At 38.8% G+C, this 26,975-nt stretch carries 19 protein-coding genes and 1 tRNA gene; 8 read left to right on the top strand and 12 right to left on the bottom strand.

Annotation, left to right across the window (positions count from 1 at the left end; translation table 11 throughout):
• The first annotated feature begins 99 nt into the window (after positions 1 to 99).
• The 3 genes from LQ227_RS10005 to LQ227_RS09995 are packed head-to-tail and all read left to right on the top strand — an operon-like array spanning position 100 to position 2,968.
• On the top strand, positions 100 to 957 hold the full coding sequence (locus LQ227_RS10005) for an NEW3 domain-containing protein (protein ID WP_230149210.1): 858 nt from the start codon (positions 100 to 102) through the stop codon (positions 955 to 957).
• Between the two features lie 24 nt (positions 958 to 981).
• A complete protein-coding gene (locus tag LQ227_RS10000) occupies positions 982 to 1,995 on the top strand; it encodes an ABC transporter ATP-binding protein (RefSeq protein WP_230149209.1) in 1,014 nt (337 codons plus the stop codon).
• Positions 1,940 to 2,968 carry an ABC transporter permease gene (locus tag LQ227_RS09995; protein ID WP_230149208.1) on the top strand — a complete coding sequence of 343 codons (1,029 nt, stop codon included), beginning with the start codon at positions 1,940 to 1,942 and terminating at the stop codon, positions 2,966 to 2,968. Before LQ227_RS10000 ends, LQ227_RS09995 begins: the two co-directional genes overlap by 56 nt.
• A gap of 319 nt (positions 2,969 to 3,287) precedes the next feature.
• On the opposite strand, the gene LQ227_RS09990 is transcribed toward LQ227_RS09995, so the two are convergent.
• Complete coding sequence (locus LQ227_RS09990) at positions 3,288 to 3,899, bottom strand: GIN domain-containing protein (RefSeq protein WP_230143134.1); 612 nt, start codon at positions 3,897 to 3,899, stop codon at positions 3,288 to 3,290.
• A 140-nt stretch (positions 3,900 to 4,039) separates the two neighbouring features.
• Here LQ227_RS09990 and LQ227_RS09985 point away from each other — a divergent pair, with 140 nt between their 5' ends.
• Together LQ227_RS09985 and LQ227_RS09980 are read left to right on the top strand one after the other, a co-directional pair.
• Entirely contained in the window at positions 4,040 to 5,845 is a 1,806-nt protein-coding gene (locus tag LQ227_RS09985; RefSeq protein ID WP_230143133.1) for a sulfatase-like hydrolase/transferase, read from the top strand.
• A 331-nt stretch (positions 5,846 to 6,176) separates the two neighbouring features.
• The gene (locus tag LQ227_RS09980) at positions 6,177 to 7,028 is read left to right on the top strand and encodes a hypothetical protein (protein ID WP_230143132.1); all 852 of its coding nucleotides are present in this window, start codon (positions 6,177 to 6,179) and stop codon (positions 7,026 to 7,028) included.
• A 313-nt stretch (positions 7,029 to 7,341) separates the two neighbouring features.
• Here LQ227_RS09980 and LQ227_RS09975 read toward each other — a convergent pair whose 3' ends face one another.
• The 5 genes from LQ227_RS09975 to metG all read right to left on the bottom strand — a co-directional run bounded on the left by LQ227_RS09975 (position 7,342) and on the right by metG (position 12,565).
• A complete protein-coding gene (locus tag LQ227_RS09975; protein WP_230143131.1) occupies positions 7,342 to 8,028 on the bottom strand; it encodes a hypothetical protein in 687 nt (228 codons plus the stop codon).
• Positions 8,029 to 8,318: 290 nt separating this feature from the next.
• The gene (locus LQ227_RS09970; RefSeq protein WP_230149207.1) at positions 8,319 to 8,648 is read right to left on the bottom strand and encodes a JAB domain-containing protein; all 330 of its coding nucleotides are present in this window, start codon (positions 8,646 to 8,648) and stop codon (positions 8,319 to 8,321) included.
• Positions 8,649 to 9,036: 388 nt separating this feature from the next.
• The gene (locus tag LQ227_RS09965) at positions 9,037 to 10,047 is read right to left on the bottom strand and encodes a site-specific integrase (protein WP_230149206.1); all 1,011 of its coding nucleotides are present in this window, start codon (positions 10,045 to 10,047) and stop codon (positions 9,037 to 9,039) included.
• 144 nt (positions 10,048 to 10,191) lie between these two features.
• Positions 10,192 to 10,263: transfer RNA gene (locus tag LQ227_RS09960), tRNA-Arg, on the bottom strand.
• 193 nt (positions 10,264 to 10,456) lie between these two features.
• Positions 10,457 to 12,565, bottom strand: a complete 2,109-nt coding sequence (gene metG / locus LQ227_RS09955; RefSeq protein WP_230149205.1) for a methionine--tRNA ligase — start codon at positions 12,563 to 12,565, stop codon at positions 10,457 to 10,459.
• Positions 12,566 to 12,605: 40 nt separating this feature from the next.
• Between metG and LQ227_RS09950 the strand changes: the two genes are divergently transcribed.
• Both LQ227_RS09950 and LQ227_RS09945 read left to right on the top strand, forming a co-directional pair.
• Entirely contained in the window at positions 12,606 to 13,505 is a 900-nt protein-coding gene (locus LQ227_RS09950; protein ID WP_230149204.1) for an LD-carboxypeptidase, read from the top strand.
• Positions 13,506 to 13,913: a DoxX family protein gene (locus LQ227_RS09945; protein WP_029274842.1), complete on the top strand. Its 408-nt coding sequence runs from the start codon at positions 13,506 to 13,508 to the stop codon at positions 13,911 to 13,913.
• Between the two features lie 66 nt (positions 13,914 to 13,979).
• On the opposite strand, the gene LQ227_RS09940 is transcribed toward LQ227_RS09945, so the two are convergent.
• From LQ227_RS09940 to LQ227_RS09930, 3 genes are read right to left on the bottom strand one after another with little or no spacing between them, the layout of a single operon-like run.
• Positions 13,980 to 14,429: a hypothetical protein gene (locus LQ227_RS09940; RefSeq protein WP_230143125.1), complete on the bottom strand. Its 450-nt coding sequence runs from the start codon at positions 14,427 to 14,429 to the stop codon at positions 13,980 to 13,982.
• A gap of 8 nt (positions 14,430 to 14,437) precedes the next feature.
• Positions 14,438 to 15,913, bottom strand: a complete 1,476-nt coding sequence (locus LQ227_RS09935; protein WP_230143123.1) for a SusD/RagB family nutrient-binding outer membrane lipoprotein — start codon at positions 15,911 to 15,913, stop codon at positions 14,438 to 14,440.
• An 18-nt stretch (positions 15,914 to 15,931) separates the two neighbouring features.
• Positions 15,932 to 19,060, bottom strand: coding sequence for a SusC/RagA family TonB-linked outer membrane protein (locus LQ227_RS09930; protein ID WP_230143121.1), 3,129 nt, complete (start codon positions 19,058 to 19,060; stop codon positions 15,932 to 15,934).
• Positions 19,061 to 19,396: 336 nt separating this feature from the next.
• Between LQ227_RS09930 and LQ227_RS09925 the strand changes: the two genes are divergently transcribed.
• Positions 19,397 to 20,074 carry a hypothetical protein gene (locus LQ227_RS09925; protein ID WP_230143119.1) on the top strand — a complete coding sequence of 226 codons (678 nt, stop codon included), beginning with the start codon at positions 19,397 to 19,399 and terminating at the stop codon, positions 20,072 to 20,074.
• Positions 20,075 to 20,164: 90 nt separating this feature from the next.
• Here LQ227_RS09925 and LQ227_RS09920 read toward each other — a convergent pair whose 3' ends face one another.
• The 3 genes from LQ227_RS09920 to LQ227_RS09910 form a co-directional block, all read right to left on the bottom strand.
• Positions 20,165 to 21,661: a RagB/SusD family nutrient uptake outer membrane protein gene (locus tag LQ227_RS09920; RefSeq protein ID WP_230143118.1), complete on the bottom strand. Its 1,497-nt coding sequence runs from the start codon at positions 21,659 to 21,661 to the stop codon at positions 20,165 to 20,167.
• An 18-nt stretch (positions 21,662 to 21,679) separates the two neighbouring features.
• Complete coding sequence (locus tag LQ227_RS09915; RefSeq protein WP_230143116.1) at positions 21,680 to 24,841, bottom strand: TonB-dependent receptor; 3,162 nt, start codon at positions 24,839 to 24,841, stop codon at positions 21,680 to 21,682.
• A gap of 634 nt (positions 24,842 to 25,475) precedes the next feature.
• Positions 25,476 to 26,960, bottom strand: coding sequence for a RagB/SusD family nutrient uptake outer membrane protein (locus tag LQ227_RS09910; RefSeq protein ID WP_230143115.1), 1,485 nt, complete (start codon positions 26,958 to 26,960; stop codon positions 25,476 to 25,478).
• Positions 26,961 to 26,975: the final 15 nt, after the last annotated feature.

The raw sequence follows: 26,975 nt of genomic DNA, 5'->3' as shown, positions 1-26,975 counted from the left end.
TTGAAAATATTATTTTGTTGTTTTTTTTTGATCCTCCAATCAGATAAACAAACAGGAAAGCATTTTTTAGAGCAATTATTTATTTTTTGATTTTAGATCATGTTATCAGCATTACCATTTAACCGTTTTCGCTTATCAGGAAGATTTGCGTTTTTTTTCATCATCTTTTTTGCGCCATCCGTGGCCACTATTGCCCAACCCTTAAACGAAGCCAAGGCTGGCCCATCGGCTTTTACGGCAAAGCTGATTAATATCGAGGCGGCCACGAATGAGGTTTTCAGGTACAGCACTACCCTTCACAATGGCACCAACAAGCAGGCCATTTACGAGCTGAAGGCAGCACTGCCAGCGGGCTGGGTGGTGAGTTACAAAGTAGAGGGCAGCCAGGTTACCTCGCTCAATATGGATGCAGGCAAAAGCCAGGAAATTGCAGTGGAGATTAATGCCAGTGCAAATGCATCACCTAAAAAATACAATATCCCACTTAAAGCCGTTTCGGCCGATGATACCCTTTTACTTAACCTCGAAGCAGTAGTAAAAGGCTCGTATGGCGTAGCCATGAATACACCGAGTGGAAGGCTGAGTGAGGAGGTAAGCTCGGGCGGGCATAAAGATATCCAGCTGGAGGTTAAAAACACCGGAACGCTGGCCCTGAACGATCTGGAGTTGAGCAGTCAGCTGCCGAGCGGCTGGGAAGTCCGTTTTGAGCCGGCCAAGATCAGTAAACTTGAGGCAGGAAAAAGCGTTTCCGTTACCGCCTTTTTAAAAGTTCCCGATAAAACAATAGCCGGAGATTATGCCGCAACCTTTAGCCTTTCTGGTGCCAATGCGAACACACAGCTGGCGTTCCGCATGTTTGTTAAAACTTCATTGCTTTCTGGCTGGATCGGGATTTTGGTGATTGTGCTTGCCATTGGCAGTGTATACTACCTTATACGCAAGTACGGCAGAAGATAATCCATCCTTTAACAGCACAATAAGATGGAACCTATTATACAACTCAGGAACCTAAGCAAAAGCTATGGAACCTTTAAAGCGGTTGATGAGCTGAACCTGGAAGTATACCGCGGTGAGATTTTTGGATTGCTCGGGCCAAACGGCGCGGGCAAAACCACCTCCATATTGATGATGCTTGGGCTAACCGACCCCAACAGCGGCACTGCGCATGTTTGCGGCTATGATGCCACCAAAAACCCCATTGCAGTAAAGCAAAAGGTGGGCTATATGCCAGATAGCGTGGGCTTTTATAACCAGATGACGGCCCTCGAAAATTTAATTTATTTGGGCAGGCTGAACAACCTGGACGAAAGCACATTAAAAGACCGGGCCGAAGAAGTACTTAATATAGTGGGGCTTGCCGGCAGCATGGATAAAAAAGCCGGCATTTTTTCGCGGGGCATGAAACAGCGGCTGGGTTTGGCTGATGTATTGATCAAAGACCCCGAGGTAATTATTCTCGATGAGCCAACACTGGGCATAGACCCTGCAGGGGTAAAGGAATTTTTAAGCTTGATTAAAACCCTGAGCCAGCAGCAGGGCTTAACCGTTTTGCTCTCTTCGCACCACCTGCACCATGTACAACAGGTATGCGATCGGGTGGGCATATTTGTTGGCGGCAAACTGTTGGCCCAGGGCGATATTGCCTCGCTTTCTACCCATCTTTTTGGCAAAGAAGGAGCGATTACCACAATTAAAACAGCACACTTAATTGAGCAGCCATGGCCATTGGAGGCCGAAATGAGACAATGGGGAGAAGTTACAGACATTGGCATTTTGGGCGATACGCTGGAGTTTACCACCCAGCATGATATTACCCCCCGCATTGTTCGCCATTTGGTAGAAAAGGGTTACAACATTTTACAGGTAAGCCGTAAGGAGTATGGCCTGGATGAGATCTATCAGAAATATTTTGAAAGTAGTTTTAATGAAAATCTAAATCATGGAAAATCAAGTGGTATCTTCAAGCGCGCTTTCTTCGGGCAGCACAAAAGATAAAAAATATACAGCCTCACCTCAGCCAAACAGGGTCTTTGGCGTAATCATCCGAAAAGAGATTGCCGATCACATTAGGAGCTGGCGCTTTTTGGTATTGGTTGCTTTGGTGCTGTTAACCTTTGTGGCTTCTTTATATGTTTCGGTAAGCAATATCAGGGCAGCCTTTACCAATACAAACGATCCCGACCATGCTTTTATGTACCTAAAGCTGCTTACATCAACAGATAATTCGATGCCGCCTTTCCATGTGCTGCTCAGTTTTCTTGCACCGCTGCTTGGCATTAGCATGGGTTTTGATGCCATTAATTCGGAGCAGAACAACGGAACTTTAACCCGGCTTTTGGCACAGCCGATTTACAGGGACAACCTGCTGCTGGCTAAATTTAGCAGTGCAATACTGATAGTAGGCATGCTTTTTCTTTCGCTTACCTTACTTATGATTGGTGGGGGGCTGGTGTTAACAGGCGTTAGGTTAGAAGCCCAGGAACTGATCAGAATAATGGGTTTTGTTTTTGTAACGCTTCTTTACGTTGCATTCTATTTAAGTTTATCGATCCTGCTTTCTATTGTTTTTCGCCAACCGGCAACTGCAGCGCTGAGCGCACTGGGGCTGTGGCTGTTTTTTACCGTTTTTTATCCGATTATCGTTAACCTGGTTATAAGGGCCTTTTTACCCGACCCGGCCTACCTTACGCAGGCACAGGTAATGGGTTACAATGAATTTATCTTAGCTATTATGCGGATTGCACCTAACCAGCTTTATACCGATGCGGCCACCACACTATTGATGCCATCGATACGGAGCCTCGGCCCGATGAGTATGGAGCAAATGGCAGGTGCCATTCCCAGCCCGCTGCCGGTAAAAGAGAGCCTGATGATTGTATGGCCCCAGTTAAGCGGCATGATTGCCGCCAGTACAGGTTGTTTTGCCATTGCTTATTACCTTTTTATGCGCAGGGAAATTAGAAGTTAAAGCGGATAACTGCTTTGCATACTCCCGTCATCCGGTTTTTATGTTGCTCATTTGGAAAAAAAATACCCTGATGCATGGAAATTTTTAAATTATTATACCAGTAGGGCAATAATTTATCTCAATACACGTATTATATACCGAGAGCGTTAATTTAGATTAAAACGGGGACCGTCTATTAGATGGTTCCCGTTTTTCTTTTAAAGATCAAAGTTGAAGGCCAAGACAGAACAGAATCATTATTGCCCAATACCACTTTCGCTAAATAAATAAAAAAAGCCACCCAAATGGGCAGCTCTGATCCATCTTAAAAACAGATTTTTTATTTTGCTAAAACCATTGCGTTTTGTTCAGCTTCCATGATCGTTTCAGAAGCATATGATGCAGATTTAAGACTGGCAAAGTCTGCTAATTTTACATTTTTCATGTTGCTGGCAATCATTGTACTTTGATTAGCGGTACCATTTAATTTTAATACCGCATCATCCTTAACGGTTGTATATAAACTGCCTGTTGTAGTTTTGATCTTCGCTGTAGCACTTTGGCCCAAAAATAACTGAAGGTATTTTACATCAAAATTATTGCTGGTTACCACAACCGATTGACCATAAGCTTCAATTCTTTCTAAATCTTTTACAGTAATATTCAGCGTTACCTGACTTGTTTCCAATGAATTGATAAACAAGGTTTGTCCATCAGTTGATACGGAGGTTTTTGCAGCATCGTAGTTGCCGGCACCTTCTACATTTTGCTTGTCACCTTGTGTTAAGATGATTTTAACGTTCCCGCTCACCCAGATCCTGTTGAATTTTGATAATGAAGAAGTTTTTGTTTCTGCTTTAACTGGCTCAGCGGCAAAAGTTGCCATTGCTGATGAAGTAAATACTACTGCTGTTAATGCTGCTGCGAATAATGTTTTTGCCAAGGTTTTCATATCTTTTATATTTTAGGTTTTTGCTATTGTTTGTTATTAAGACGCAGCCATACACCAAACGTTGCAGGCAAAAACCCTGTATTATACCAGCGTTGGTAATCACTAGACCAACGCCTGTAATTTCTAGACGAAAGTTGCAGATGCTCCAGCCAGATTTACGTAAATCTAAATATCCTGCTTGCCACAGAGATGATGTTTATGGTGAACATACTAGAGGAATTATTCGCGGTAGCGACGCCTACGCCATGAGATCGGTAAGAAGTGCGTATTTTCTTTATATCGAAAACCTAAATTACGATGGGGTTTTCAAGAACACCGTAACCAATGGAGCATTGGTTAAAACTTGGATGGAGAAAAATTCAACCCGGGCAAATGCATATCAAAAGAGGCCAAAAGAAGAATTGTATGATGTGATCAAAGATCCATTTAATCTCCAAAACCTGATTGCAGATCCTAAGTTTAAAAAAGTAAAAAGCGAACTTTCATCTAAACTGCCTACTTTTATGAAACAACAAAACGATAAAGGCCTGGCCACGGAGCTGGATGTCATAAGCCGTCAGCCGAACATCAACCAAAAGATTAATATGAAATATTTAAAGTTATTATTTGCCTTTTTCCTGCTTGCATTTAGCTATTCGGCTTTCCCTCAAAACAACAAGCCAAACATCATTATTATTCTTGTTGATGATATGGGTTTTAGCGATGTAAGTACCTTCGGCGGAAATTTTGTGCCTACACCCAACATAGATCGTTTGGCGAAAAATGGGTTAATGCTTAACCAATATTATAGTGGCGCACCAATCTGTTCGCCATCAAGAACCAGCTTGCTTACGGGTATGTACCCCGGAAGGTGGAATTTTAATACTTATCTGGATAATAAAAAGCACAATAAAAATGCAGAACAAGCAGATTACTTAAATCCCCAGGCGCCATCTATCGCCCGAATTTTCCAGTCTGCCGGATATGCAACTGGTCATTTTGGTAAGTGGCACATGGGCGGAGGAAGAGATGTGAAAGATGCACCGGTTTTTGAAAAATATGGTTACGATGCCCACGCCAGTACTTACGAAAGTCCCGAGCCAGACCCACTGCTTACTGCTACAAATTGGATATGGTCGGATAAAGACAGCATAAAGCGCTGGAACAGAACCAAATATTTTGTTGATAAAACACTCGAGTTTTTTAAAGAAAATAAAAATAAACCATGTTTTGTAAATCTTTGGCCAGATGATGTACATACGCCATGGGTACCCAATGTTGGAGATGAATATATAGGTAAGTTCCCTCTGGGACAAGAATCTGAGCAGGCCTTTAAACTAGTGCTGAAGGAACTTGATCTGCAGGTGGGAAGATTAATGGACGGTTTGAAAACAATGGGTGAAGACAAAAATACCATCATTATCTTTACCAGCGACAATGGCCCTTTACCGAGTTTTAAAGGGAGCCGGACTGGTGGTTTAAGAGGTACTAAACTTTCTTTATACGAGGGTGGCACCAGAATGCCATTTTTAATTAGCTGGCCAGGGCATATTCCCCAGGGAAAAATAGATGCGGGCTCGGAAGTAAATGCGATAGATTTATTGCCATCATTAGCCGGTATGGCCGGGGTAAAGTTACCGGCAAATTATCAGGGAGATGGGTTAGACCGGAGTAAGGTTTTCGCTGGAAAATCATCACTGAGGAAAAAAAACATGTTTTGGGAGTATGGCAGAAATGATATTGCCTTTAAATATCCTGCCAAACCCAATAGAAGTCCAAACCTGGCGGTGCGCGCTGGAGAATGGAAATTGCTTATGAATAGTGATGGCTCTGATGTGCAGCTTTATAACATTGTGAAAGATAAAAATGAAACTACCGAGCTAAGCGCCAAACAGGTTAAAATAACCAATCAATTAAAAACCGAACTGCTTGCCTGGTGGGAATCTCTGCCTAAACTCAAAAATTAATTAGAAGATATGAAATCATACCTGCAAGTTCTCAGTTTTTCGAATTAATTATTTAAGCGTTCGGTGGTGAAGATCTGCTCAAAACTAATAAATAAGATAAACCAATTAGTTGCCATCATTGGTGTAGCATTCTAGTTTAATTGGTGTGAATTTGGAAAGTGCGCAGTGTACACTTATTGATCATTTTTTAAACCAACAGGAAGATTAAACTCATAGAAAATCAACCTATTATCCTTTCTGTATAAAAAAACAGTTTATTTACAATTGTAAACAACTTCACAACAACCTGCTTTACAGCAATATACAATTAAATTAACCATACATTCGCAGTATGAGAAAGTTATTTTTGCTATTGGCATTGTCGCAGTTGATTTTACTAATGAGCTGTAAAATGGATCTTATTGATTTAATAAATAATGGTCCAAATCAAAAAAAATATACTGTCAATTTTCGTATTGGTGGGCTAAATCACACTGTCGGGGAGCCTAATGTTGGATTCCAAAACGAACCGATAAAAAACTATATTACACAACTCAGCATTATTGTTTACGATGCCGGTAGCGGTGAAGAAGTAGCAAGGCAAACGCAAAGTTCAACTGATTTAAATTTTGGACAAATTGCCTTTAACCTACCATCAACAAATTACATTTTTGTTGCGGCAGGCTCCAATACACCTTTTGGCATTAATCTTTTTTACCAAACACCTGCTACAGTACCAGTAAAACTACAAATTGCACAGGCTTATATGCAGTATCTTTATCCAGATCCTTACGAGGGCGAAAAAAATTATAGAACCACTGATACATTCCTCGCAAAAGACACCGTTAGCATTACGGGAAACAAAACCGTGGATCTGATGATGCAACGTGTAATCGGAGAAGTCGAGATTTCTTTTTCTGATGTTCATGTTTTTATTGCGGAGCTATTCCGTGAATCTACCGCCATAAGTTTTGATACATATAATCCTTTTAATGGCGTAACCAAAAGGCCCCATTTTCAGGTCAATACAGCAGCCAATGGGCCATTCAAACTTAAGCTGCTAACAACTGGAAGAACTCTTTTTATAGATATTGATCCCCCGGGCTCACTTCCGATCCCCGTCTTCATTCCAATTGAAAGAAATAAGACAACAAAAGTTTCAGGAAATGTTCTAAGCGGGGAAATTAACATTACCATCCAATAATATTAACAATCCAAGTATTTTGAAATAAATAAGCTGTGCAACAACCATTAGAATTTTTCTGGCCTAAGTGCTTTACAAAAATTGGCAAGTTTTCGCCTCACTAAAACCAGCCATTCAGAATGAACAATGATGAGTCTTAATGTGTTATAAAAACCAAAACAAAGCCTTGAAAATCAACGATTTGCGCGACAATGTTCTGGTTTGAATCTAAGGAAGTGGTCTCAAAGAGGTCGGTTTTAAATATCTTAACGAAACGAATTTTAAACTTTTACTCCCTTTGGCATTAACTTTAAAAAAAGCACACTTACTTAACCTATCTGATTTTTAATAAATCTATCGCAAATATCTTTTGATCTACTTTTTGTTCTTTAACAGAAATAACTTCATAAGTTTTACTTGATAAAATATTTTTGTGTGAACTATCAAAATGAACTGATTTAGATTTTAAATAGTAAGCTCCAGATTCATCTATTATTTTATTAAAAAACCCCAAATTCCAGTTTTTAAAATGCTCTTTCTTTATTTTTAAATAACCTCTTGAAAATATAATCGTATTATCGGTATAACTTGTAGAACCGTTTTCGTCAAAACTAATGGTAAGTTCGATGGCTTCGCAATTACGTGAAAATATTTTTTCTTCCGCTTTTTTTATTTTAAAGCTTTCAAGTTTCCCAAATGAGGAATTTAACTTTAACGACCGAAGAGTATCAGAAGTATTATCAACAAACAACCTTAAGGGATAAGCACCATTAAAATAATAATCTTTAACTATATGGAATTTTGAACTTCTCTCTGAGTGAAAGGCAGCATAATTTCCGTTAGCATAATAGACCGTAACCGTATCATCCACATTCATTCCTTCGATACTTTTATCCATTTCATGATATGTGATTACTCCTTCAAATTCTTTAACCTCTTTATGCTCAGATCCTCGACCAGATTTACATCCAAATTGTGAAATAAGAATTGCTATAAATAAAAAGGTAAAGTTTTTGACCATGCTGAAGTTATTGTTTAGAAACTTAATTAATAATAATCCTAAAATAACAAAAAGCCTTCGGATTTAAATCCAAAGGCTTTTTGTTTTGTGGTCCCGACGAGAATCGAACTCATATCTAAAGTTATAGGTAGTTTCTATTCTATCCGTGTCTCAGGGCACTTTTTTAGCTTCTCTATCTTTATTCTAAAGGCTTGGTTGTCGGTTTCGTTGTCTTCAACCACCCTAGAGTTATATAATGTATAACCTATTAATAAATCTGTTAATTGTTACTAAGTTAATAATTTTATAAGCTACATCATGCCATCATCAGCAAAACTATAGTAGCTATTTTCACTCAAAATGATGTGATCCCAGACATTAATATCAAGTAGCTTACCACATTCTACCAGTCGTTTCGTTAACTTGATATCTGCCTCACTTGGCTTAACTGATCCACTAGGATGGTTATGTGTGAGTATTATTCCAGACGCATTACCTTTTAAAGCAACAGCAAACACTACCTTAGGATCAACATAAGTACCGCTAACACCACCCATTGAAATATCGACAATCCCCAATACATGGTTACTTCGGTTAAGGAGTATGATTTTGAATTCTTCTAGAAACGCAATCCTACCCATATTGGGGGTTCCGCTAAAAGTGGCCACTGGTTTTCATCCATCGTGGCCATCTTTTTCGGCCTATATTGTTCACTAGATTTCGCTTGAAAGTGGCCACTCGGCTCATTTTAAGCGGTTTTAAGCTTCTGAAAAGCGGGGGTGGATTCAATGATTGTTTCGCCTAGAGAAATCGAAACGGAGATGTTCTAATAGCCTTAAAATCAAAAATTATATTTCTTATTCTAATGTGTTTTTAAAAGCGGGTTGATTTGCTGTAAATCTTGTTCTGGAAGGCCGTTTTTGTTGCAAAACCATCTTCTGTGGAGGATTGGTTGATCAAATGCAGGAAAGATAGATTGGAAAATGAAGGGAAGGAATCTGGGAGGATTTAATATATTTGGCTCAGTCTTTACGATTCCATCAAGACCGGATGGTAAAAAGCGGGGTGTACAGTTTGGAATGAAAACTGGTGCACACTTTTAGCGAAATCCCCAAGTATATCTCTAACAACCGTGTTGATAGGAATAACAGCCTGAGAGCTGGTTTTACTTGTCTTCATCCTTATAAAACCATCAGAGATATTATCTGCGTTTAAACGATTAAAGTCACTAAACCTTAAACCTGTCCATGCCCCAACTAAAAACAAATCGCGAATACGATCTAGTTCGACATGCTTAGAAAGATCTAACTTTTGTATCAGTGCTAATTCATCCCTATTTAAATATATTGTTTCTGATAAATAGGACGGCTTCCTAAAATCTTGGTGCTTATAGAAAGTAGCGCAATGTAAACCATCCTCTTCAGCTTTTCTCAACCATGTTTTAATAACTTTAATATGCTTACCTATAGTACTCGGGTTATAGTTCTTGGTAGAATTACACCATTCGGTAAAGTTCTGATACCATTCCAAATTGATATCCTTAAAATCGAAAGTGCCATTGACCTTCGCAAATATTTTTAATAGCCTAAGAGTAGTTACATACGTCTTTAATGTATTTGGACTAGTGGCACTTGTTTCGGTACTCTTTATAAGTTGTTTCTTGGGAGCATATACTAGACTAAACCATTCGATATATTCAAAGAAGTTTTTCTTTGTGGTTTCAGCTACCCTTGAAAAACGTAAGTCGAGTATTGTCTTTAGTTGTTTAGGCTCTGGAAATTGCTGCTGATTATCTTTCTGATAGCGTTCTATTTCTTCATATATTCCCTGAGTGATGAGACGTAGGTTTCCGTTCAAAAGTTCTGAACTTGTAGAATCCTTCGACCTTTTTGCTTTCTGCGATAGGTTGTCCCACATACTAGGGTGAATTCGTTTACCACTTGAGTAAACTAGCTTTTGACCATTATATCTAATGATCACATTGATTGGTGTTTCTTTTTCTGCGTTAGGCTCTCTTAGGTTTAATTTAATCTCTGCCATATAAGTGAATTGAGCAACCACGACAACGGAAAATCGGTTGTCGTTTTGGTTGTCGGAAACACACTACATAAGAAGATCAGTAAAAACAAAAACGGCTTCTCTGCAATAGAAAAGCCGTTTAATGCGGAGATTTACCTCTCCAAGTGGTCCCGACGAGAATCGAACTCATATCTAAAGTTTAGGAAACTTCTATTCTATCCGTTGAACTACGGGACCATTTGTTGCGCAAATATAACAAAAGTTTTGTCGCAAGAGAATTCATTTTAACAAGCATTTACCTAAGGAAATTGTCTTTAAAAAATAAGTTATAACAAACGGCATTTAGGATTATTGCATAAGGATAAGCAATAAAAAAAAGCCGTTTGAAATTAATCAAACGGCTTTATATCTTAATTACGGCAGGCAAACACTATCTAATTACACTACCCTCTGGGAATTTTTCTACAGGTGCCACAAAAGTGAGTTTGCCTTCGGCATTTTCGGCCATCAGGATCATTCCCTGCGATAAAATCCCTTTGATTTCGCGTGGAGCAAGATTTACGATCATACTTACCTGTTTACCAACAATATCTTCAGGTTTATAATATTCGGCTATGCCCGAAACCACTGTTCTTTCGTCGATACCGGTATTTACGGTTAATTTTAATAGTTTTTTTGTTTTCTCTACTTTTTCGGCAGCAACAATGGTGGCCACACGGATATCCATTGCCGAAAAATCATCAAACTGGATATTCTCTTTTGCCGGAACAGCAACTATACTACTGGCTGCATTACTGGCCTTGCTTTGGTTTAGTTTCTCAATCTGGAAGTCGATCTCTGCATCTTCAATTTTATCAAACAAGAGCACAGCTTCGCCAATTTCGTGGCCACGTTTTAACAGGCTCACCGTACCTGCATCATCCCAATCATGACCGCCGTTTTGAAGCATCTTCATTAACTTTTCTGCTGTAAATGGCAAGAAAGGTTCGATCAGGATCTGAATATTGGCGGCAATTTGAAGCGCAATATTCAATATCGTTCTTACACGGTCTTCATCCGTTTTAATCAATTTCCACGGCTCGGTTTCGGCCAGGTATTTATTTCCTAAACGGGCAACATTCATTACTTCTGATAAGGCTTCTCTAAAGCGATAATTCTCGATAGACGCAGAGACTTTAGCAGGGTACCAAGCCAGTTCATCAATAACAGCCTGATCTACATCCGTAATTTCCATACAGGTAGGCACTGAGCCACCGAAGTATTTATGCGTAAGTACCACAACCCGGTTTACAAAGTTCCCCAGAATAGCCACCAATTCATTATTGTTTCTCGCCTGAAAATCTTTCCAGGTAAAATCGTTATCCTTGGTCTCGGGAGCTGTTGCGGTTAATACATATCGCAATACATCTTGTTTACCTTCAAACTCTCTTAAATATTCGTTCAGCCAAACTGCCCAGTTCTTAGAAGTCGATATTTTTTGTCCTTCTAAGTTTAAAAATTCGTTTGCCGGCACATTATCGGCCAGGGTATATTCGCCATGCGCCATTAACATTGCAGGGAAAATAATGCAGTGGAAAACGATGTTATCTTTACCGATAAAGTGAACCAGTTTGGTTTCGTCGCTTTTCCAGTATTCTTCCCAGCCACATTTATCGTTTTCGTAACTGCTGATGTAATATTCTTCAGCTTTGGGGTTCCAAACATCGAGTTTGGCATAATTACAAAGCTCTTTGGTTGCAGAAATATATCCAATAGGGGCATCGAACCAAACATAAAGCACTTTACCTTCGGCATCGCGAAGCGGAACACGAACACCCCAATCTAAATCTCTGGTCATGGCCCTTGGCTGCAAACCTGCATTTAACCAGCTTTGGCATTGGCCGTACACATTTGGACGCCATTCCTTATGGCTTTCGATATAGGTGCGTAAACGGTCTTCGTATTTATCTAGTGGCAGAAACCAGTTTTTAGTTTCCTTTAAAATTGGTTTATCGCCAGACAGGGTAGATTTTGGATTGATTAAATCGGTCGCATTAAGTGTAGAGCCACAGTTTTCGCACTGATCGCCATAAGCATTTTCGTTACCACATTTAGGACAGGTACCGGTAATATAACGATCGGCTAAAAATTGTTTCGCAGTGGCATCGTAATATTGCTCGGTAACCTCTTCGGTAAAAACACCTTTATTGTAAAGCGTTTCGAAGAAATCGGCAGCGGTTTGGTGATGGGTAAGCGATGAGGTACGGTGATAGATATCGAAAGATACGCCGAATTCTTTAAAAGAATCGCCAATAATCTTGTGGTACTTATCTACCACTTCCTGAGGCGTAATACCTTCTCTTTTGGCTTTTAAAGTAATGGGCACACCATTTTCGTCAGATCCACAGATAAACTTTACATCGCGTTTATTCGACCTTAAATAACGGGCATAAATATCTGCAGGGATGTAAACACCCGCCAGGTGTCCAATATGAACTGGTCCATTGGTATATGGAAGCGCTGCAGTTACGGTATATCTTTTAATTTTACTATTATCCAAAACAATTTTTATTAATTTGGCAAAGATAAGTGTTTTGAAGATGATTAAGCAGCCCCCGTATTTAAAAAAAGGAGATAAGATTGCCCTGGTATGTCCGGCAAAGAAATTACCTAAACCTATAGACCATGCCATAGCACGATTAGAAAGCTGGGGCTTGGAGGTTATTGTTGGCGAAAGTGTATACGCCAGTCATCACCAGTTTGCAGGAACTGATGCGTTAAGAACCAAAGATATTCAGCGTTTTTTAGACGATCCATCTATAAAAGCGATTATTTCGGGCCGTGGCGGTTATGGTACCATCAGGATTATTGATGACCTTGACTTTACTGAATTTAACAAGAACCCTAAATGGTTTGTGGGTTTCAGCGATATTACCATACTATTGTCGCACCTTATTGCGCAATGTAATACCCAGTGCATGCACGCGCAAATGCCCTATACTTTTGACGAATCTACCACAGAAGCTTTAATTTCTTTACGGCAGACTTTATTTGGTGAGAAACCGACCTATTCTTACCAAAGTGCCTTTGAAAATCGGACAGGAGAGGCAACCGGGGTTTTGATTGGAGGCAATTTAACTTTGCTTACCATGTTACAGGGCTCGGTTTCGGAAATGGATTTTACAGATAAAATTCTCTTTTTGGAAGATGTTGGCGAGCAAGAATACAGTATAGACCGCATGTTGCGGATGCTGAAAAGGGCGGGTAAACTAAAAGTCTTAAAGGGTTTGATTATTGGTACCTTTAATGAAATAGAAGAAGAAAAGATTTCTTTCGGGCAAACGGCCGATGAGGTAATTTGGGATATTGTTAAGGACTATGATTTTCCAGTCTGCTTTAATTTCCCAACGGGACATATCGATAACAACCTCAGTATGGTTTTAGGTGCTGAGGTGAACTTAAAAATAGAAACAAATAACGTTCAATTTAAATATTTATAGATGGCAATTTTAGATAATTTAGGAAAATACCGCAATACGGGCTTGTTGCTGCTACGCATTGGTTTAGGCACCATGTTTATTATTCATGGTTTCCCGAAACTTGCAGGGGGGCCAAATGGCTGGACTGGACTGGGAGGAAGTATGAAAGTAATCGGCATAGACTTTTTACCTATATTTTGGGGCTTTATGGCCGCCGCTACCGAAACCTTTGGTGGTTTCTTGCTAATTGTAGGATTGTTTTTCCGTCCGGCGCTAATTTTATTAATCTTTACGATGATTATAGCAGCACTGGTTCATTTTGGTAAAGGAGATGGATTAGGCGGTGCCAGTCATGCAATAGAGTTAGGCATTGTATTTTTCGGACTGATTTTTATTGGTCCGGGCAAGTATAGTGTGGATAAGAAATAAGCTTAAATTCTTTTCAATTTAAAAAAGAAAGGCCTGGAAAATTTCCAAGCCTTTCTTTCGAACAAATTATCCGGTAATGTTAATGGTAAAAAAGCGTTTTACCGTTTGTCCATTCCCGAGGGTAGCGGTAACCGTTAAAACAACTGCTCCACTTGTGCCAGAGGTTGGGAGTGGGGCATCAGCCGCACCACGTAAATCTTTTACGAGTTTGGTAAAAGTGTAAGAACCGCCACTTACTGTAGCTGTACCCAGGTTGTTAATAACTGTGCCTGTTGGTGTAGTAAACGAAAGTGTTTTTACATCTCCACTATAGGTAATTACAATACTTACTGTTCCTGTTCCTTTTGTGGAAGGAGTAGCACTAGCATAGCTTGAATATGTACCGGATACCGTATTTAAGTTGCCATCAAATGTAATTGTAGCGGGTGTATCAAGCGTTTCAGGTTGCTTTGGGTCTTTTTTGCATGAGGCCAAGCCTAAAATTGATGCAAATAGTATGATTAAAATTCTTTTCATAGTTATAATTATTTATCCCAAAATACAGATTTTACAAATACTGAAGGTCGGGCTGGTGTGTTAGGATTGTAGCTTCTTTCGTTGAATGAGTATGGTAATATACGCGGAATGGCTGTTGCAGGAGACACTGGTGATAGTACAGGAAAGCCTGTTCTTCTCCAGTCCGTCCAGGGCTCTATAGCAACCCCAAAGTTGGATACAAACTTTTCTTCGATAATTTTTTGCAGGGCATTGCCTGTTGCCAATGTTCCATTAGTTGAAGCCAGATAAGTAGCTAAACCGGCGGTTACGGCCGCAGCTTCCGTCCCATCTGAAAATTCAACTGCACTTGCAAATGAAGCGGTTATACCTGCTTTATAATAGGTATCTGCTGTGGTTAAATCATTACCTCCGTTTGTTCTGGCAAAATATTCAGCTAAAATCTGATTTTGCTCAGCAAAAGTTAACATTCTTATCGGTGCCTCACCAGAATATGCGCCTGCTGAAAGTTTCCCTCTGAGATAAGTGCTCATGCGCGAAAAAGCAGTACTTACCACTACATCACCATTGCCATTCGTTGCGCCAACATATGCAGTTCCCTGTAAGGTGAAAAATGAATTTCTTCTACTATCGCTCTTGGCATTCATGATATCAACCAATGTTTTACTCGGGAAAAACTGGTTTGGTCTTGATCCTTCAAATTGGTGAATTGGGTTGGTTTGATTGGCAGAAGTTAAAAAGCGCATCTGAAAATTGTCGGTATTTGCTCTTAACAGTTTATTCGCAGCCAATATAGCAGTTATGCCTGTTTTAGCTCTTGTTGCATCTGCAGCTGTTCCATTGGTAGAAAAGTAGTGGATAAACATTCTTAGTTTTAAAGCATTTCCAAAACGTTCCCATTTATCCATGTCACCACCATAAAATAGGTCATCGGTTGTAGGTGCCAGTAAAGATGCCTTTTTGATATCTGCAATTCCCTCATCAATTAAACCAAACAGATTATCATATATAGCTGAAGATCCATCAAACTTGGGTTTTAAATTCGCTTCATAACCAATGGCTTCTGAATAGGGAAGATCTCCAAATGCATCAACATGGGTTTGATAAACATAAGCCTTTACCAACTCTGCAACACCCGCATATTTTGGGCTTGTTGCTTTGGTTTTTTCGATCACTTTCTGCAAATCTGCCAATGTTCCCGAAAAAGTAGCTGCCCATGTATTATTGACGTCGCTTTCACCTACTGCATATTTATCATATTGAGTAGGTTGAGCCGCGCCACCACCTTGTGCCGCAAACTGTTGTACCCATAAGGATGTAAACCGATGAATATCAGAGCCCATTGTAAAGCCCACTCTGCCCTGTGCTGCAGGTAAAACCAAACTGGCATCAGGATCTTTTAATCGTGTAGGATCATCATTAATGTCTACAAATTTCTTGCACGAGCTCAGTCCTGTCATGGCTAATGCCAGTCCAAAAACTATTTTCTTTATATTAATTTTCATATTTAAACTCTCCTAATACTAAAATGATAATTTTAAAAATCCACCATAGGTTCTAGTTTGAGGCTGGCCATTATACTCTATACCTTGCCCATTACCAACACCTAAAAGGTTATTCTCTGGATCTAAGTGAGGGAAATTAGGTGCATACATCAAAAGATTTCTTCCCGTTAACCCAACATTAATTCCTTTTATAAAGCTCAGTTTGTTTAATAATTTGCTTGGGATACGATAAGATAATGTAGCTTCACGTAACCTGATCCAGGAACCATCAAAAACCGCATACTGTTGCGCTGCCGAAGAGTATAAATCACTATAATATTGTTCGGCTGTAATTAATGTATTATTTGGCGTACCATCAGCATATACTGCATTGTGCGTATATAAACGATCTCTATTTCCTGTTTCTTCAGCAACACCATATCTTCTTAAGTCGGTAATTGTTCTCGAATAAATATCACCACCATAGCGGATATCTGCAAATAAACTTAATGATAAACCTTTATAAGAGAATGTAGTATTTACACCACCTGTCCATTTTGGATTTGGATCCCCAATTGGCTGCAATTCTGTGGTATTGATCTGGCCAGAACTCAACCTACCGTTCGCATCCACAACATCCATCCCATTAAGTTTCTTAAATACCTGTCCGAATAACGTTCCATATTGATAACCAGTAACAATACGGCCCTGGGGATTGGTAAAACCACCGTTACCGATAAAAGGTACACCCGGCGCTAATTCTACTACTTCGTTTCTTCCTTTAGTAAAGTTTACAGATAAATCCCAGATAAAGTCAGTAGATTTTACCGGTGTTCCACTGATCAACAACTCAATACCATGGGCTTTTAAGGTTCCGGCATTAAGTAAAGTACTGCTAAAACCAGAAGAAGGCGCACTGGGAACAGAAAATATAATGTCGGTACTTTTTGTACTATAGTAGGCAACATCGATGCTCAACCTGTCTTTTAAAAACTTGGCCTCTAAACCAACTTCTCTTGAAGCCGTAAATTCGGGCTTGATATTAATGTTACCAGCAGCATCCGAATACGTTTGCCCATTTACACCATTAAACGGGAAAATTAAATTTGGACCAAAGCCATCAGATGGGCCTGCAGTACCAAAATAGGTGCCGGTACTATAAACTGGTGCCTCTCTACCAACTTTCGCATAGTTGGCCCTGATTTTTAAATAGGTTAAAATGTCATTTTTCTTTAATTCAGGGAAAGCCTCTGTAGCAATGAAACTGGCATCAACCTTAGGATAAAAATAACTTCTTTTATCAGGAGCAAAAGTTGAAGAAACATCTCTACGGCCTGTAAAAGACAGGTATGCAAAAGATTTATAATCTAAACTAATATCGGCATATACCCCAACCAGGCTTTGTTCTGTTATGGCTTGAAACGGAACATACGTTAAGGTATTAGAAATATTGTAGTTATGGGCAGCCTGTATACCGTTACCAGTGACCTGTAATTGATCTGTTCTTCTATAGTTAATCTCGTTACCCAATAAAAATCTGGCACCAAAATCTTTTAAAAACCTTTTGTTGGCCACTAAATTGAAATACGAGCTTACCTCACGTCTATTGGTGGTATTATCAATAATAGAACCAGCCCTGCTTGCCGATTGGTTATTGTTAGATGATTTCTCATTAATTGTTTTCGATACATTTGTATATTGATCTATACCAATTTTATAATTAGCACTTAACCAGTCTGCTATTTTATAATCTAAACCAACATTACCAATGGCACGGTCTATTTTTTGTTTAAAAAGAACATATTTGATAGACCATAATGGATTATCTGATCCTAAAATATTGTAATAAGTATAGCCTGCATTGGGAACACGACTTGTTGGTATATTATTTAAACCTGCTGCTGTTTCAAATGGATAATTTGCGAGGTTGTATGTTCTGGGCAAAGTCATACCATCAAATAAAGGATTAGACCTTGCATTACCCGTAGGAGTACCCACAGAATTATTGTGGATGTACTGAATTGAAGAACTAATGGTTAAATTTTTACTCAATTGTGTACTTGCATTAACAGTAAAGTTATTTTTAGCCAAAGTGTTATTATCCATATATCCACTTTCTTTAAAATTTCCATAATTAAAGTAGTAGGCTGTTTTTTCGGTACCACCAGAAAAAGTAACATTGTTCTGTAAATTATAACCTCCTTTAAATATATCCTTAACATTATCTGGATATGCGGTAAGGGTTTCAGCATTACCAAGGTAATTGGTAACTGTTTGCCCGGTTACCTTTGTTCCCCACGACATTTGAGAGAAAGGATCGTATAACCCATTGGTTCCTTGTGAGTATCCGTTCTGATAATCTGGTAAACGGTTAACCTCTATGTAATTGTAGTTACTGCTTAATTCTACTCTTCCTGCCTGGCCTTTGCTTCCCTTTTTAGTGGTTACAATTACCGCACCAGCAACGGCTCTTGAACCATACAGCACCGCAGCAGCAGGTCCTTTTAAAATGGTTACAGATTCAATGTCATCCTGGTTTAGATCAATACCTCTGTTTGAATTTGTACTACCAGTATTAACACCTTGTGCACCCCCACCATTATCAATCGGAATACCATCTAATACCCATAGCGGTTGGTTCGATCCGGTAAAAGTTGTGGCTTGCCTGATATTAATGTTTGATGATGCTCCTGTTGCACCGCCTGTTGATAGAATTTTTACACCTGCTACTTTACCTGCCAATGCATTAACCACATTGGTTGAACGGCCTGCCGTTAAATCGCTATTCTTAACTGTTGTAGCAGCATAACCTAACGATTTGGCTTCTCTTTTTTGGCCCAATGCCGTTACCACAACTTCTGATAGAGACTTTGAATCTGTTTCTAAAGATGCATTTACGACACTACCTCTAATGGCAATTTCTTGTGTGGAATAGCCAACCGAAGAAAAAATTAGCACCTTGGCTTCTGCACTTACCTTGATGGAAAATTTACCTGCGGCATTTGTTGAGACGCCAGAGTTTGATGCGTCTTTAATTCTTACACTTACGCCCGGGAGGGGTAATCCATCTTCCTGGGCCGTAACTGTTCCAGTGATTGTTCGATCTTGCGCTATTGCTGAAGTGGCAATAAATAGCAATATGAACAAACTTTGTAGAAGTTTTTTCATAAAAATAATTTAGTTTAGTTAATAATAATCCAAGATATGGTTTAGTATTCTGTAATGCAAATTTTACACTCCTAAATTTGCAACCATTTATATATTATTAAAGCGCTTATAGCAAGCAAGTTCGCTTTTAGAAGGCACCCCCTGGTTTTAAAGAAAATGATTGCTGCTATTTAGATGCATATAAAAAGATGATAACCTGGAAATGAATTAGGCATTGTATTTTCCGGATTGTTCTTTATCCAGCTAGCGAAATATAGTGGAGCTAAGAAATAAACATATCTACTTTGATAATCAGAAAGATATTCTTAAATTATACACATATAACCCGTACTTAAAATGAACAAAGGATTTTTTTTAGCTTCATTGCTTAGCATTTCTGTTTATACTGCACAGGCACAATTTAAAATCTCGCAAGATATTGTAGGAACTCCTATCGGTACCAAGCAAGAAAGGACGTTTGTTGGTACCGAATACCTTTACGACAGCTTTATTAAAGGTCATGTTCTTCAGGCCGATGAAAAATACTTTAACAACATGGATCTCAATTATGACGTAATGTCTGATAGATTAGTTTTTTTAAGCGGGGGGCAAGAGATGGCCTTTAAAAACCCAGTTAAAGAATTCCAGCTTATTAAGCCTAAAACATCACCTATATATCTCGAAGTTTTTAGAAATGGGTTTCCACCCTATGGCACTTATACAGAGAAAAGCTATTACATGGTTTTAAATTCAGGAAAGGCTATTGCTTTAAAAAAACCTGTAAAAGCTATTGTTGAAGTTACACCCTATGGATCTGCAAGAAGTCAAAAAACGGTTGTTAACAGTGAGTTATATTTCATTTACAACAACGGACAGCTGCTTAAGGTGAAAAAAGACAAGAAAAGTTTGCTGAATGCGTTGAATGATAAAAAGGAGCCATTGACTAAATTTATCGTCGACAAAAAGTTAAGTTTCAAATCGGATGAGGATATTCAAATGTTGCTTGAGTATTACAATTCTCTCTCTGCTACTTAATCATTTCAAGGAGTCCCTATAATAAAAACAGCCTTTCAAATTAAATTTGAAAGGCTGTTTTTCGTTTAAAATACTTTATACTGTGTTACCTTACCATTCAGCTGCAGGGTTACTAATAATCTCCTGGGCAGGAATAGGTAATGAATATCTAACATCTGCTACAGGAATAGTAGCGTTGGCTCCATATGATTTCAGTGGTAAGTTCTTTCTGGCGATATCATTGTATCTGAATCCTTCCATTAACAACTCAATTCTTCTTTCCTTAAGGATCACATCAGCAAGTTGGGCACCAGTTGCCAAAACACCAAAGTCATAAGTGGCATCCGAACGCTTACGAACAGCATCAAGCAAAGCTCTTGAACGAACCAGGTTACCTCCTGCGCGTAAAGCTTCTGCTTCAGCAACATTCAACAACACTTCTGCGTATCTGATCATGGTTACATAATCTACAAAAGGACTTACAGCACTATGTTTTGTTGGGTAAGTATATAACGTACCACTAATAGTAGCTGTAGAGATTAAAGCTGATGTTTTTCTTGCATCAGTAGCAGGCCAAATTGGATCAGTATATATACCAGAATAAGTACCTGTAGTGGTGTTTAGGGCATAATCTAAGTTACCTCCACCGTCCCAGCTGAAGTAGTAGCCAATCTGATTTTGAGTGCCTGGGGCATTTGTATCAGCAAAAGGAAAAGAGAAGATAGATTCTGATGTTGTATATGGTGCAGTAAACACCGCTCTAACTGAAGCTGCTAAAGCATGTGGCGCACGGGCAGAGGTAGAGAAAGGGGCCGCTGCGGGAACAATTTTATCGCCCTCTTCAACAACTTTAGCATAGTTGCCCATCGTTAAATATACTCTGGTTTTTAATGCAATAGCTGTGTTTTTATGCGCTCTTGTTGTGCGAAGCAAAGCTGTTGAATACGTATTCGGAAGACCGGTTTCTGCAGCATCGAGATCTTTAAGAATCTGAGTATAGATTTCAGCAACACTACTGCTTTTTAATATGTTATTCGCTGTACCAATTTCAGGAAGCAAGCGTAGTGGCAACCCTCTTGAAGCACCAGCGTTTGAAATATAAGGCTTGGCAAAGATTTGAACTAAGCTGAAGTAGGTCAAACCACGCAAAAACTTGGCCTCAGATGCAAATTGATCGTATTGCGCCTGCGTTACTTTACTTTTATTAGCCTCAAGTCCATCAAGGAAAACATTTACCCTGTTAATTAGTAAATATCCCTGGTTCCAAAAGTTAGCAACATAAGTATCGCCGTTGTTGTTGGTCGAATTATAAACAGTTGAGCCGGTTACACCATTAGAAGTACGATTTATAAATTCTTCAGCTCTAATGTCATTATAAATCTGATAACGTCCGCCAAATAAAGATCCGCTTTTTGCGGTTGAATATAATCCCGTCACCAAAGCTTCTATACGTGCTGGGGTTTCGTAAGCATTTACATCAGATAATGATAACTCTGGTGCAATTTGCAATGTTTCTTTTTTACAAGATGTGATGCCTGTAATTAGAGGAATAGCTACAATAGCCGCTTTGACCAATTGTAACCTATATGATTTTAAGTATTTTTTCATGTAGTTAATATTTAATTGTTACAAACCTAAGCTAAGACCAAAAGTGAACTGTCTACCCTGTGGAATACTGTTACGCTCAACACCTGCAGCTAAGTTTGAGTTACCATTCGTCGAGATTTCAGGGTCAACACCAGAGTATCCTGTAATAATGAAAGCATTATTTACAGATGCATATACTCTTAAGCTTGTGATTCCTGTTTTTCCAAAAACACTGGTAGGGACTTTATAACCTAAAGTAGCAGCCTGTAAGCGTAAGAAATCTCCCTTTTCAACATTTTCAGAAATCGGGAATGACGATCCGTTCGAAATGTTATCTCCGTAAACCACTCTTGGAATATTGGTTTGTTGGCCGGCTGTTGTCCAGGCATTTAACACATCTGTCGAGTTATTCCAAAAACGCTGATCACGTAAACCCGCCTTAGAACCATTGTAGATATAATTTCCGCCAGAGTAAGTGAACATGAAATTAAAGTCAAAGTTTTTGTAGGTAAATGTATTGTTAAAGCCCCCATACCAGGTTGGAAGTGTGTTGCCAATGTATTTTTGATCATTTGCATTAACTGGATTAGCAGCAGTACCATCTAGGTAAGTCCAGGCATTTACACCACCTTGATGTAAGTATTGAACTTCTCTGCCATCTTTATTAACAAAGATTCTTCTTCCATTTGCTGGATTCACACCTCTAGTCTCAACGGCATAGATTCCTCCGATCGACTTGCCTTCTACGGTTATACTTGCTGTTTCAAGTCCTCCTGTAGATTCAGTTAACTTAGGAAGTGATGGATCAAGTGCCGTAACCTTATTTTTGATTGTTGTAAAGTTAAGGCTCGAAGTCCATGTAAAATTGCTGTCTTTAATTGGCGAACCACTCAAAGCAAACTCAAATCCACGGTTGTACATTGAACCTACGTTGGTATTGATTACACCTCCCGGAATACCTTTCGATGGTGCTTGAGTAACACCTAAAATCAGGTTATCGATATCTTTGTAGAAATAATCCATCTCAAAGGTAATGCGGCTATTTAATAAGCCAACATTTAAACCTATATCTGTTTGTTTACTGGTTTCCCATTTAAGTTCTTTGTTTGCCGCACCAGTAAATGACCACGCCAATACTCCAGCGCCGTAGATACTAGATCCATAAGTGGTGTAGCCTTGGTAAGCAGCAACATTAGCATTACCAACTTTACCGTAACTTGCACGTAAACGTAAAGAATTAATGGTTGACCCTAGTGATGAGTTTTTGAAAAAGTCTTCTTGCCCTATTTCCCATCCAATAGATCCACCTCCGAAGGTTCCCCATTGGTTATCGATATAGAATGCCGAGTTACCATCTCTTCTGATGTTACCACTTAAGAAATATCGTCCTTTATAGTTGTAGTTAGCACTTCCAATATATGCTTGCCACGATTGCTCATTAATTCCGTTACCACCAGCTACGTTTGTAGTGAAAGTACCTTGGTATTGGGTAAAGAATGAAGGATCTGCCAACCCTTGTCTAACAGAACCCCAGTTTACCGTTCTTGTGTTTTGGATATCGGAACTTACGTTCAAACTTAAGTTGTGGCCTTCGCCAAAAGTTTTGTTATATGATAAAGTACTAATCCAGTTCCAGTTGTTTCTTCTTGCCGAATTGTTGTATGCATAACCTGGATAAGAAAAACCGTCACCATTAATAGGATTCCAAAACTGAATATTTTCGGTGTTACTTCTATCCCAAGAATAAGTACTTTTTGCCGTTAATCCTTCTGCAATCTTAATTTCTGCACCTAGATTAGTAAGAAACCTGTTTGATTCTGATGTATTAAGATCTTTATCAATAATAACCTGAGGGTTAACATAGGTAATAGGCACTAAGTTGGCGCCGCTACCAATATTATTACCAGACACGCTATAACTACCATCGTTGTTAAACGGCTTAATGTTCGGAGCCATTACAACTGCGATCCGACCTAAGCCAGATGAGTTAAAGGCAGCTCCCGGTATAGAACCGCTATTGGGCGAACTATTTAAACTATTGTTATAGTTGATGTTTGCGTTTAATTTTAACCAACTTGTTGCCTGGTGGGTAAGATTTGCCCGGGCTGAATATCTTTTAAATGAGTTTGCCTTTAAGAAACCGTCTTGATCAGAAAGACCTCCTGAGAGATAATAAGTTGTTTTATCTGTTCCTCCAGAAACGGTTACAGCATGGTTCTGAGAATAGGCGGTACGATAAATTACATCATACCACTTTGTATCAACAATCGATCCATCAGCATTTAATGTTGGAAAGAAACTCTCGCCGTTTGCATTTCTCTGAGACGCAGGAACTGTATTTGGGTTCAAAGCCAAAGCATTTTTCATCGCTGTATTTTTCGACTGGATATATTGCTCTGCATTTAATAACTCAGGTAATCTAACAGCATTGTTAACACCTACCCATCCATCATAACTTACTTTTGCTGATCCTGATTTACCTTTCTTAGTGGTAATCACCAATACACCGGCAGCAGCTCTTGATCCATATAATGCGGTTGAAGCTGCATCTTTAAGGATGTCGATAGTCTCAATATCAGCAGGATTGATGTCGCCCAACGGGTTATTTGCTGAAGAGTTGGCAGAAACATCGCCTGTCGGGAAAGGAATTCCGTCAACAATAACCAATGGGAATGAACTTAAGGAGATTGAACTCACACCCCTCACACGAATAACAGGAGGATTATTCAATAAACCATTTGGTTGCACAATACTAACACCAGCCGCCTGGCCAGTTAGTCCTTGCGTAAAGCTTTGTACTGGTTTGTTTTTCAGATCGTCACCTTTAACTGTCGAAACAGAACCTGTGAAGTCTTTCTTCTTTACAATACCATAACCAGTTACCACAACATCTGTTAATGTTTTAGAGTCGCTCTCTAAAGCAACATTAATTGTTGATCCTCCTCCAATTGATCTTGAATGAGTAATATAACCAATGTAAGAAAATTCTAAAGCTGTTGCTTTTGAAGTTACACGAACCGTGTATTTACCATCGGCGCCAGTTGTGGTTCCGCCTGTTGTACCTTTAATTTTAACACTTACGCCTGGAAGTGGCATCCCATCTTCCTTACCCGTAACTGTTCCAGTGATTGTTCTTTCTTGCGCTATTGCCGAAGTTGCAATAAATAGCAATATGAACAAACTTTGTAGAAGTTTTTTCATAAAAAATAATTTAGTTTAGTTAATAATAATCCAATATAGGACTAAGTGGTTTGTAATGCAAATTTTACAATAAAAAATAATACTTTTTATTGTATCCTGATTAAATCGAGCTAAACAACTGATATTAGGAACAATGAGTACCCCCCCATAATATACCTCAATATGCAACTAATGTAGTTTTCGAAAGCTACATTTTTAGATTGGTATTTATCTGGAACTGGTTATGAGCATTTAGAGCCCATGATTATTCGATGTTGATTACTGCTCCGGTTGCAATAAACAGCAAAGAAGAACAATCTCTACACGAGTTTTTTCATACAAGTTTGTCTAGTTTCGGTTAATATCACAATATACAGGTATTCATTCTATAATGCAAATACTATGAGATCAAACTAATAGATTTCCTCTTGATTTTTATTTAAAAAAAGTTGCCATATCAAAAAAAAAACGAACTTTTTTATCCAGGAAATAGTTATTTGATTCCTAAATTAATTTTTTATTTATCAAACATGATACATGTAGATTAAAAACGCATTAGAATAGCCACGAAACTTTAGAATCTAATTGTTTAATAATAAAAAAAGCCTGAATGTATGAATACATTCAGGCTTTTCATAGAGAAAAATTCAATTAATTAGTTTGCATATCCAGGATTTTGCTCTGCTGCTTTATTCGATTCTCTCTCAGCCTGAGGAATAGGCCATTGGAAACGATAATTCGTTGCAGGAACATCACCGATAGCATTTTCGGTTGCCATATAAGTGCCATCCTTAGGACGTGAAAAGCCTAATCCCCATCTCTTAAGGTCGAAAAACTCGTGTCCTTCAAATGCTAGCTCCCTTCTTCTTTCGATCCTAATTTCATTTAGTAAGGTTGCATCATCATAGGCATCTACCAAAGCGGTATTATATCCGGTTATACGCGCCGATCTTAGTGCTTTTAGAAGCGTTTTCGCAGTTGTTTTACTCAAATAGTATTGCGCTTCCATTTTATTAAGAGCAACTTCTGCATACCTTAATAACTTAGGGGCATTAGCTTTATCGGAATAAGACTTATAGCTAGGGTTACCTGGGTATTTCTGCACCAATGTAAGAGGGGTAGCAAATTGCCTTACCGTATAGCTCTTCAAATATTGAGCTGTTCTCAGATCCGTAGCAGAAAATAGATCAATAACAGATTTAGATGGAATAAAATCAGGATTTGGTAACAAAGAGCCTCCGTTATCATTGATAAAGAACACTCCATAATTAACTGCACCAGATTCCTGAACCGCTTCGATACCAATTTTGAAGATAATCTCTTTGGTACTCACGTCATTTGTCCAAAGGCTTGTTAATCCAGCGGCTGTGGTTTCATAGCCAAAGCTGCCAGCCATTACTTTATCTGCTGCGTCAGAAGCCTTTTGGTAATCTTTATAGTATAGATAAACCCTTGACTGAAGTGCTGCAATAAAGTATTTATTTACCTTAATCTGTGAAGTTACATTTGTTTCTCCGATTAAACTTTCCGCCTGATTAAGGTCGCTGATGATCTGATCGTAATTTTGCTTAACCGTTTGACGAGGGATCTGGATTTCCGTTGTTGGCTCTAATACCATAGGTACACCAAGTCGGTCATTCAGATCAATTTTAGAGTAAGTACGCAACAAGTCGAAAAGATAAAGTGCCCTCAAAGCGTAAGCCTGCGCTTTGAATGACTGCTTTGATGCCGCAACTGTAGTTGCATTTTCGCCAGCAATCGGACTTACATTATCGACATTTTTCAAAAATGTGTTAACCCTATGGATAGCATTATATAAAGTTGACCAGAAATCCCTTGTTTCGTATGTCGATGAATTGTAAGTGTTTCTTTGCCAATCTGAATAGTTATTGCTAAACCAAGATGTTGCGATAAGGTTATCAGTAGTAATATCGTTCATCACAACAAAGTTACGTCCATAGTAATTACCAGATCTTAAAGGCGCATAAGTGCCATTTAATACGGATTCAGCAGCCGTAATGTTAGTAAACACCAAATCTGATGTTAGTGCCTGAGGGGGCAACTGGTTCAGTTGTTTCTTGCAGCTAGATAAAGTTAATGCAACTGCTAGCGTACATATAATTGTCTTATTTAATTTCATTTGAATTTTCTCCTT

Source organism: Pedobacter sp. Bi27 (assembly GCF_918698255.1).
GTDB lineage: Bacteria > Bacteroidota > Bacteroidia > Sphingobacteriales > Sphingobacteriaceae > Pedobacter.
Note: the sequence above shows the minus strand (reverse complement) of the source record. Positions and strands in the feature narration are given on the sequence as shown.

Bases quoted from the DNA above. Each gene is read 5' to 3' on its own strand.
- LQ227_RS09980 (WP_230143132.1), top strand. From the start codon at position 6,177: ATGAGAAAGTTATTTTTGCTATTGGCATTGTCGCAGTTGATTTTACTA.
- LQ227_RS09925 (WP_230143119.1), top strand. From the start codon at position 19,397: ATGAACAAAGGATTTTTTTTAGCTTCATTGCTTAGCATTTCTGTTTAT.
- LQ227_RS09995 (WP_230149208.1), top strand. From the start codon at position 1,940: ATGGAAAATCAAGTGGTATCTTCAAGCGCGCTTTCTTCGGGCAGCACA.
- LQ227_RS09915 (WP_230143116.1), bottom strand. From the start codon at position 24,841: ATGAAAAAACTTCTACAAAGTTTGTTCATATTGCTATTTATTGCAACT.
- LQ227_RS09990 (WP_230143134.1), bottom strand. From the start codon at position 3,899: ATGAAAACCTTGGCAAAAACATTATTCGCAGCAGCATTAACAGCAGTA.
- LQ227_RS09910 (WP_230143115.1), bottom strand. From the start codon at position 26,960: ATGAAATTAAATAAGACAATTATATGTACGCTAGCAGTTGCATTAACT.
- LQ227_RS09930 (WP_230143121.1), bottom strand. From the start codon at position 19,060: ATGAAAAAACTTCTACAAAGTTTGTTCATATTGCTATTTATTGCCACT.
- LQ227_RS09935 (WP_230143123.1), bottom strand. From the start codon at position 15,913: ATGAAAATTAATATAAAGAAAATAGTTTTTGGACTGGCATTAGCCATG.
- LQ227_RS09970 (WP_230149207.1), bottom strand. From the start codon at position 8,648: ATGGGTAGGATTGCGTTTCTAGAAGAATTCAAAATCATACTCCTTAAC.
- LQ227_RS10000 (WP_230149209.1), top strand. From the start codon at position 982: ATGGAACCTATTATACAACTCAGGAACCTAAGCAAAAGCTATGGAACC.
- LQ227_RS09940 (WP_230143125.1), bottom strand. From the start codon at position 14,429: ATGAAAAGAATTTTAATCATACTATTTGCATCAATTTTAGGCTTGGCC.
- LQ227_RS10005 (WP_230149210.1), top strand. From the start codon at position 100: ATGTTATCAGCATTACCATTTAACCGTTTTCGCTTATCAGGAAGATTT.
- LQ227_RS09950 (WP_230149204.1), top strand. From the start codon at position 12,606: ATGATTAAGCAGCCCCCGTATTTAAAAAAAGGAGATAAGATTGCCCTG.
- LQ227_RS09965 (WP_230149206.1), bottom strand. From the start codon at position 10,047: ATGGCAGAGATTAAATTAAACCTAAGAGAGCCTAACGCAGAAAAAGAA.
- LQ227_RS09920 (WP_230143118.1), bottom strand. From the start codon at position 21,661: ATGAAAAAATACTTAAAATCATATAGGTTACAATTGGTCAAAGCGGCT.
- LQ227_RS09975 (WP_230143131.1), bottom strand. From the start codon at position 8,028: ATGGTCAAAAACTTTACCTTTTTATTTATAGCAATTCTTATTTCACAA.
- LQ227_RS09945 (WP_029274842.1), top strand. From the start codon at position 13,506: ATGGCAATTTTAGATAATTTAGGAAAATACCGCAATACGGGCTTGTTG.
- LQ227_RS09985 (WP_230143133.1), top strand. From the start codon at position 4,040: ATGCTCCAGCCAGATTTACGTAAATCTAAATATCCTGCTTGCCACAGA.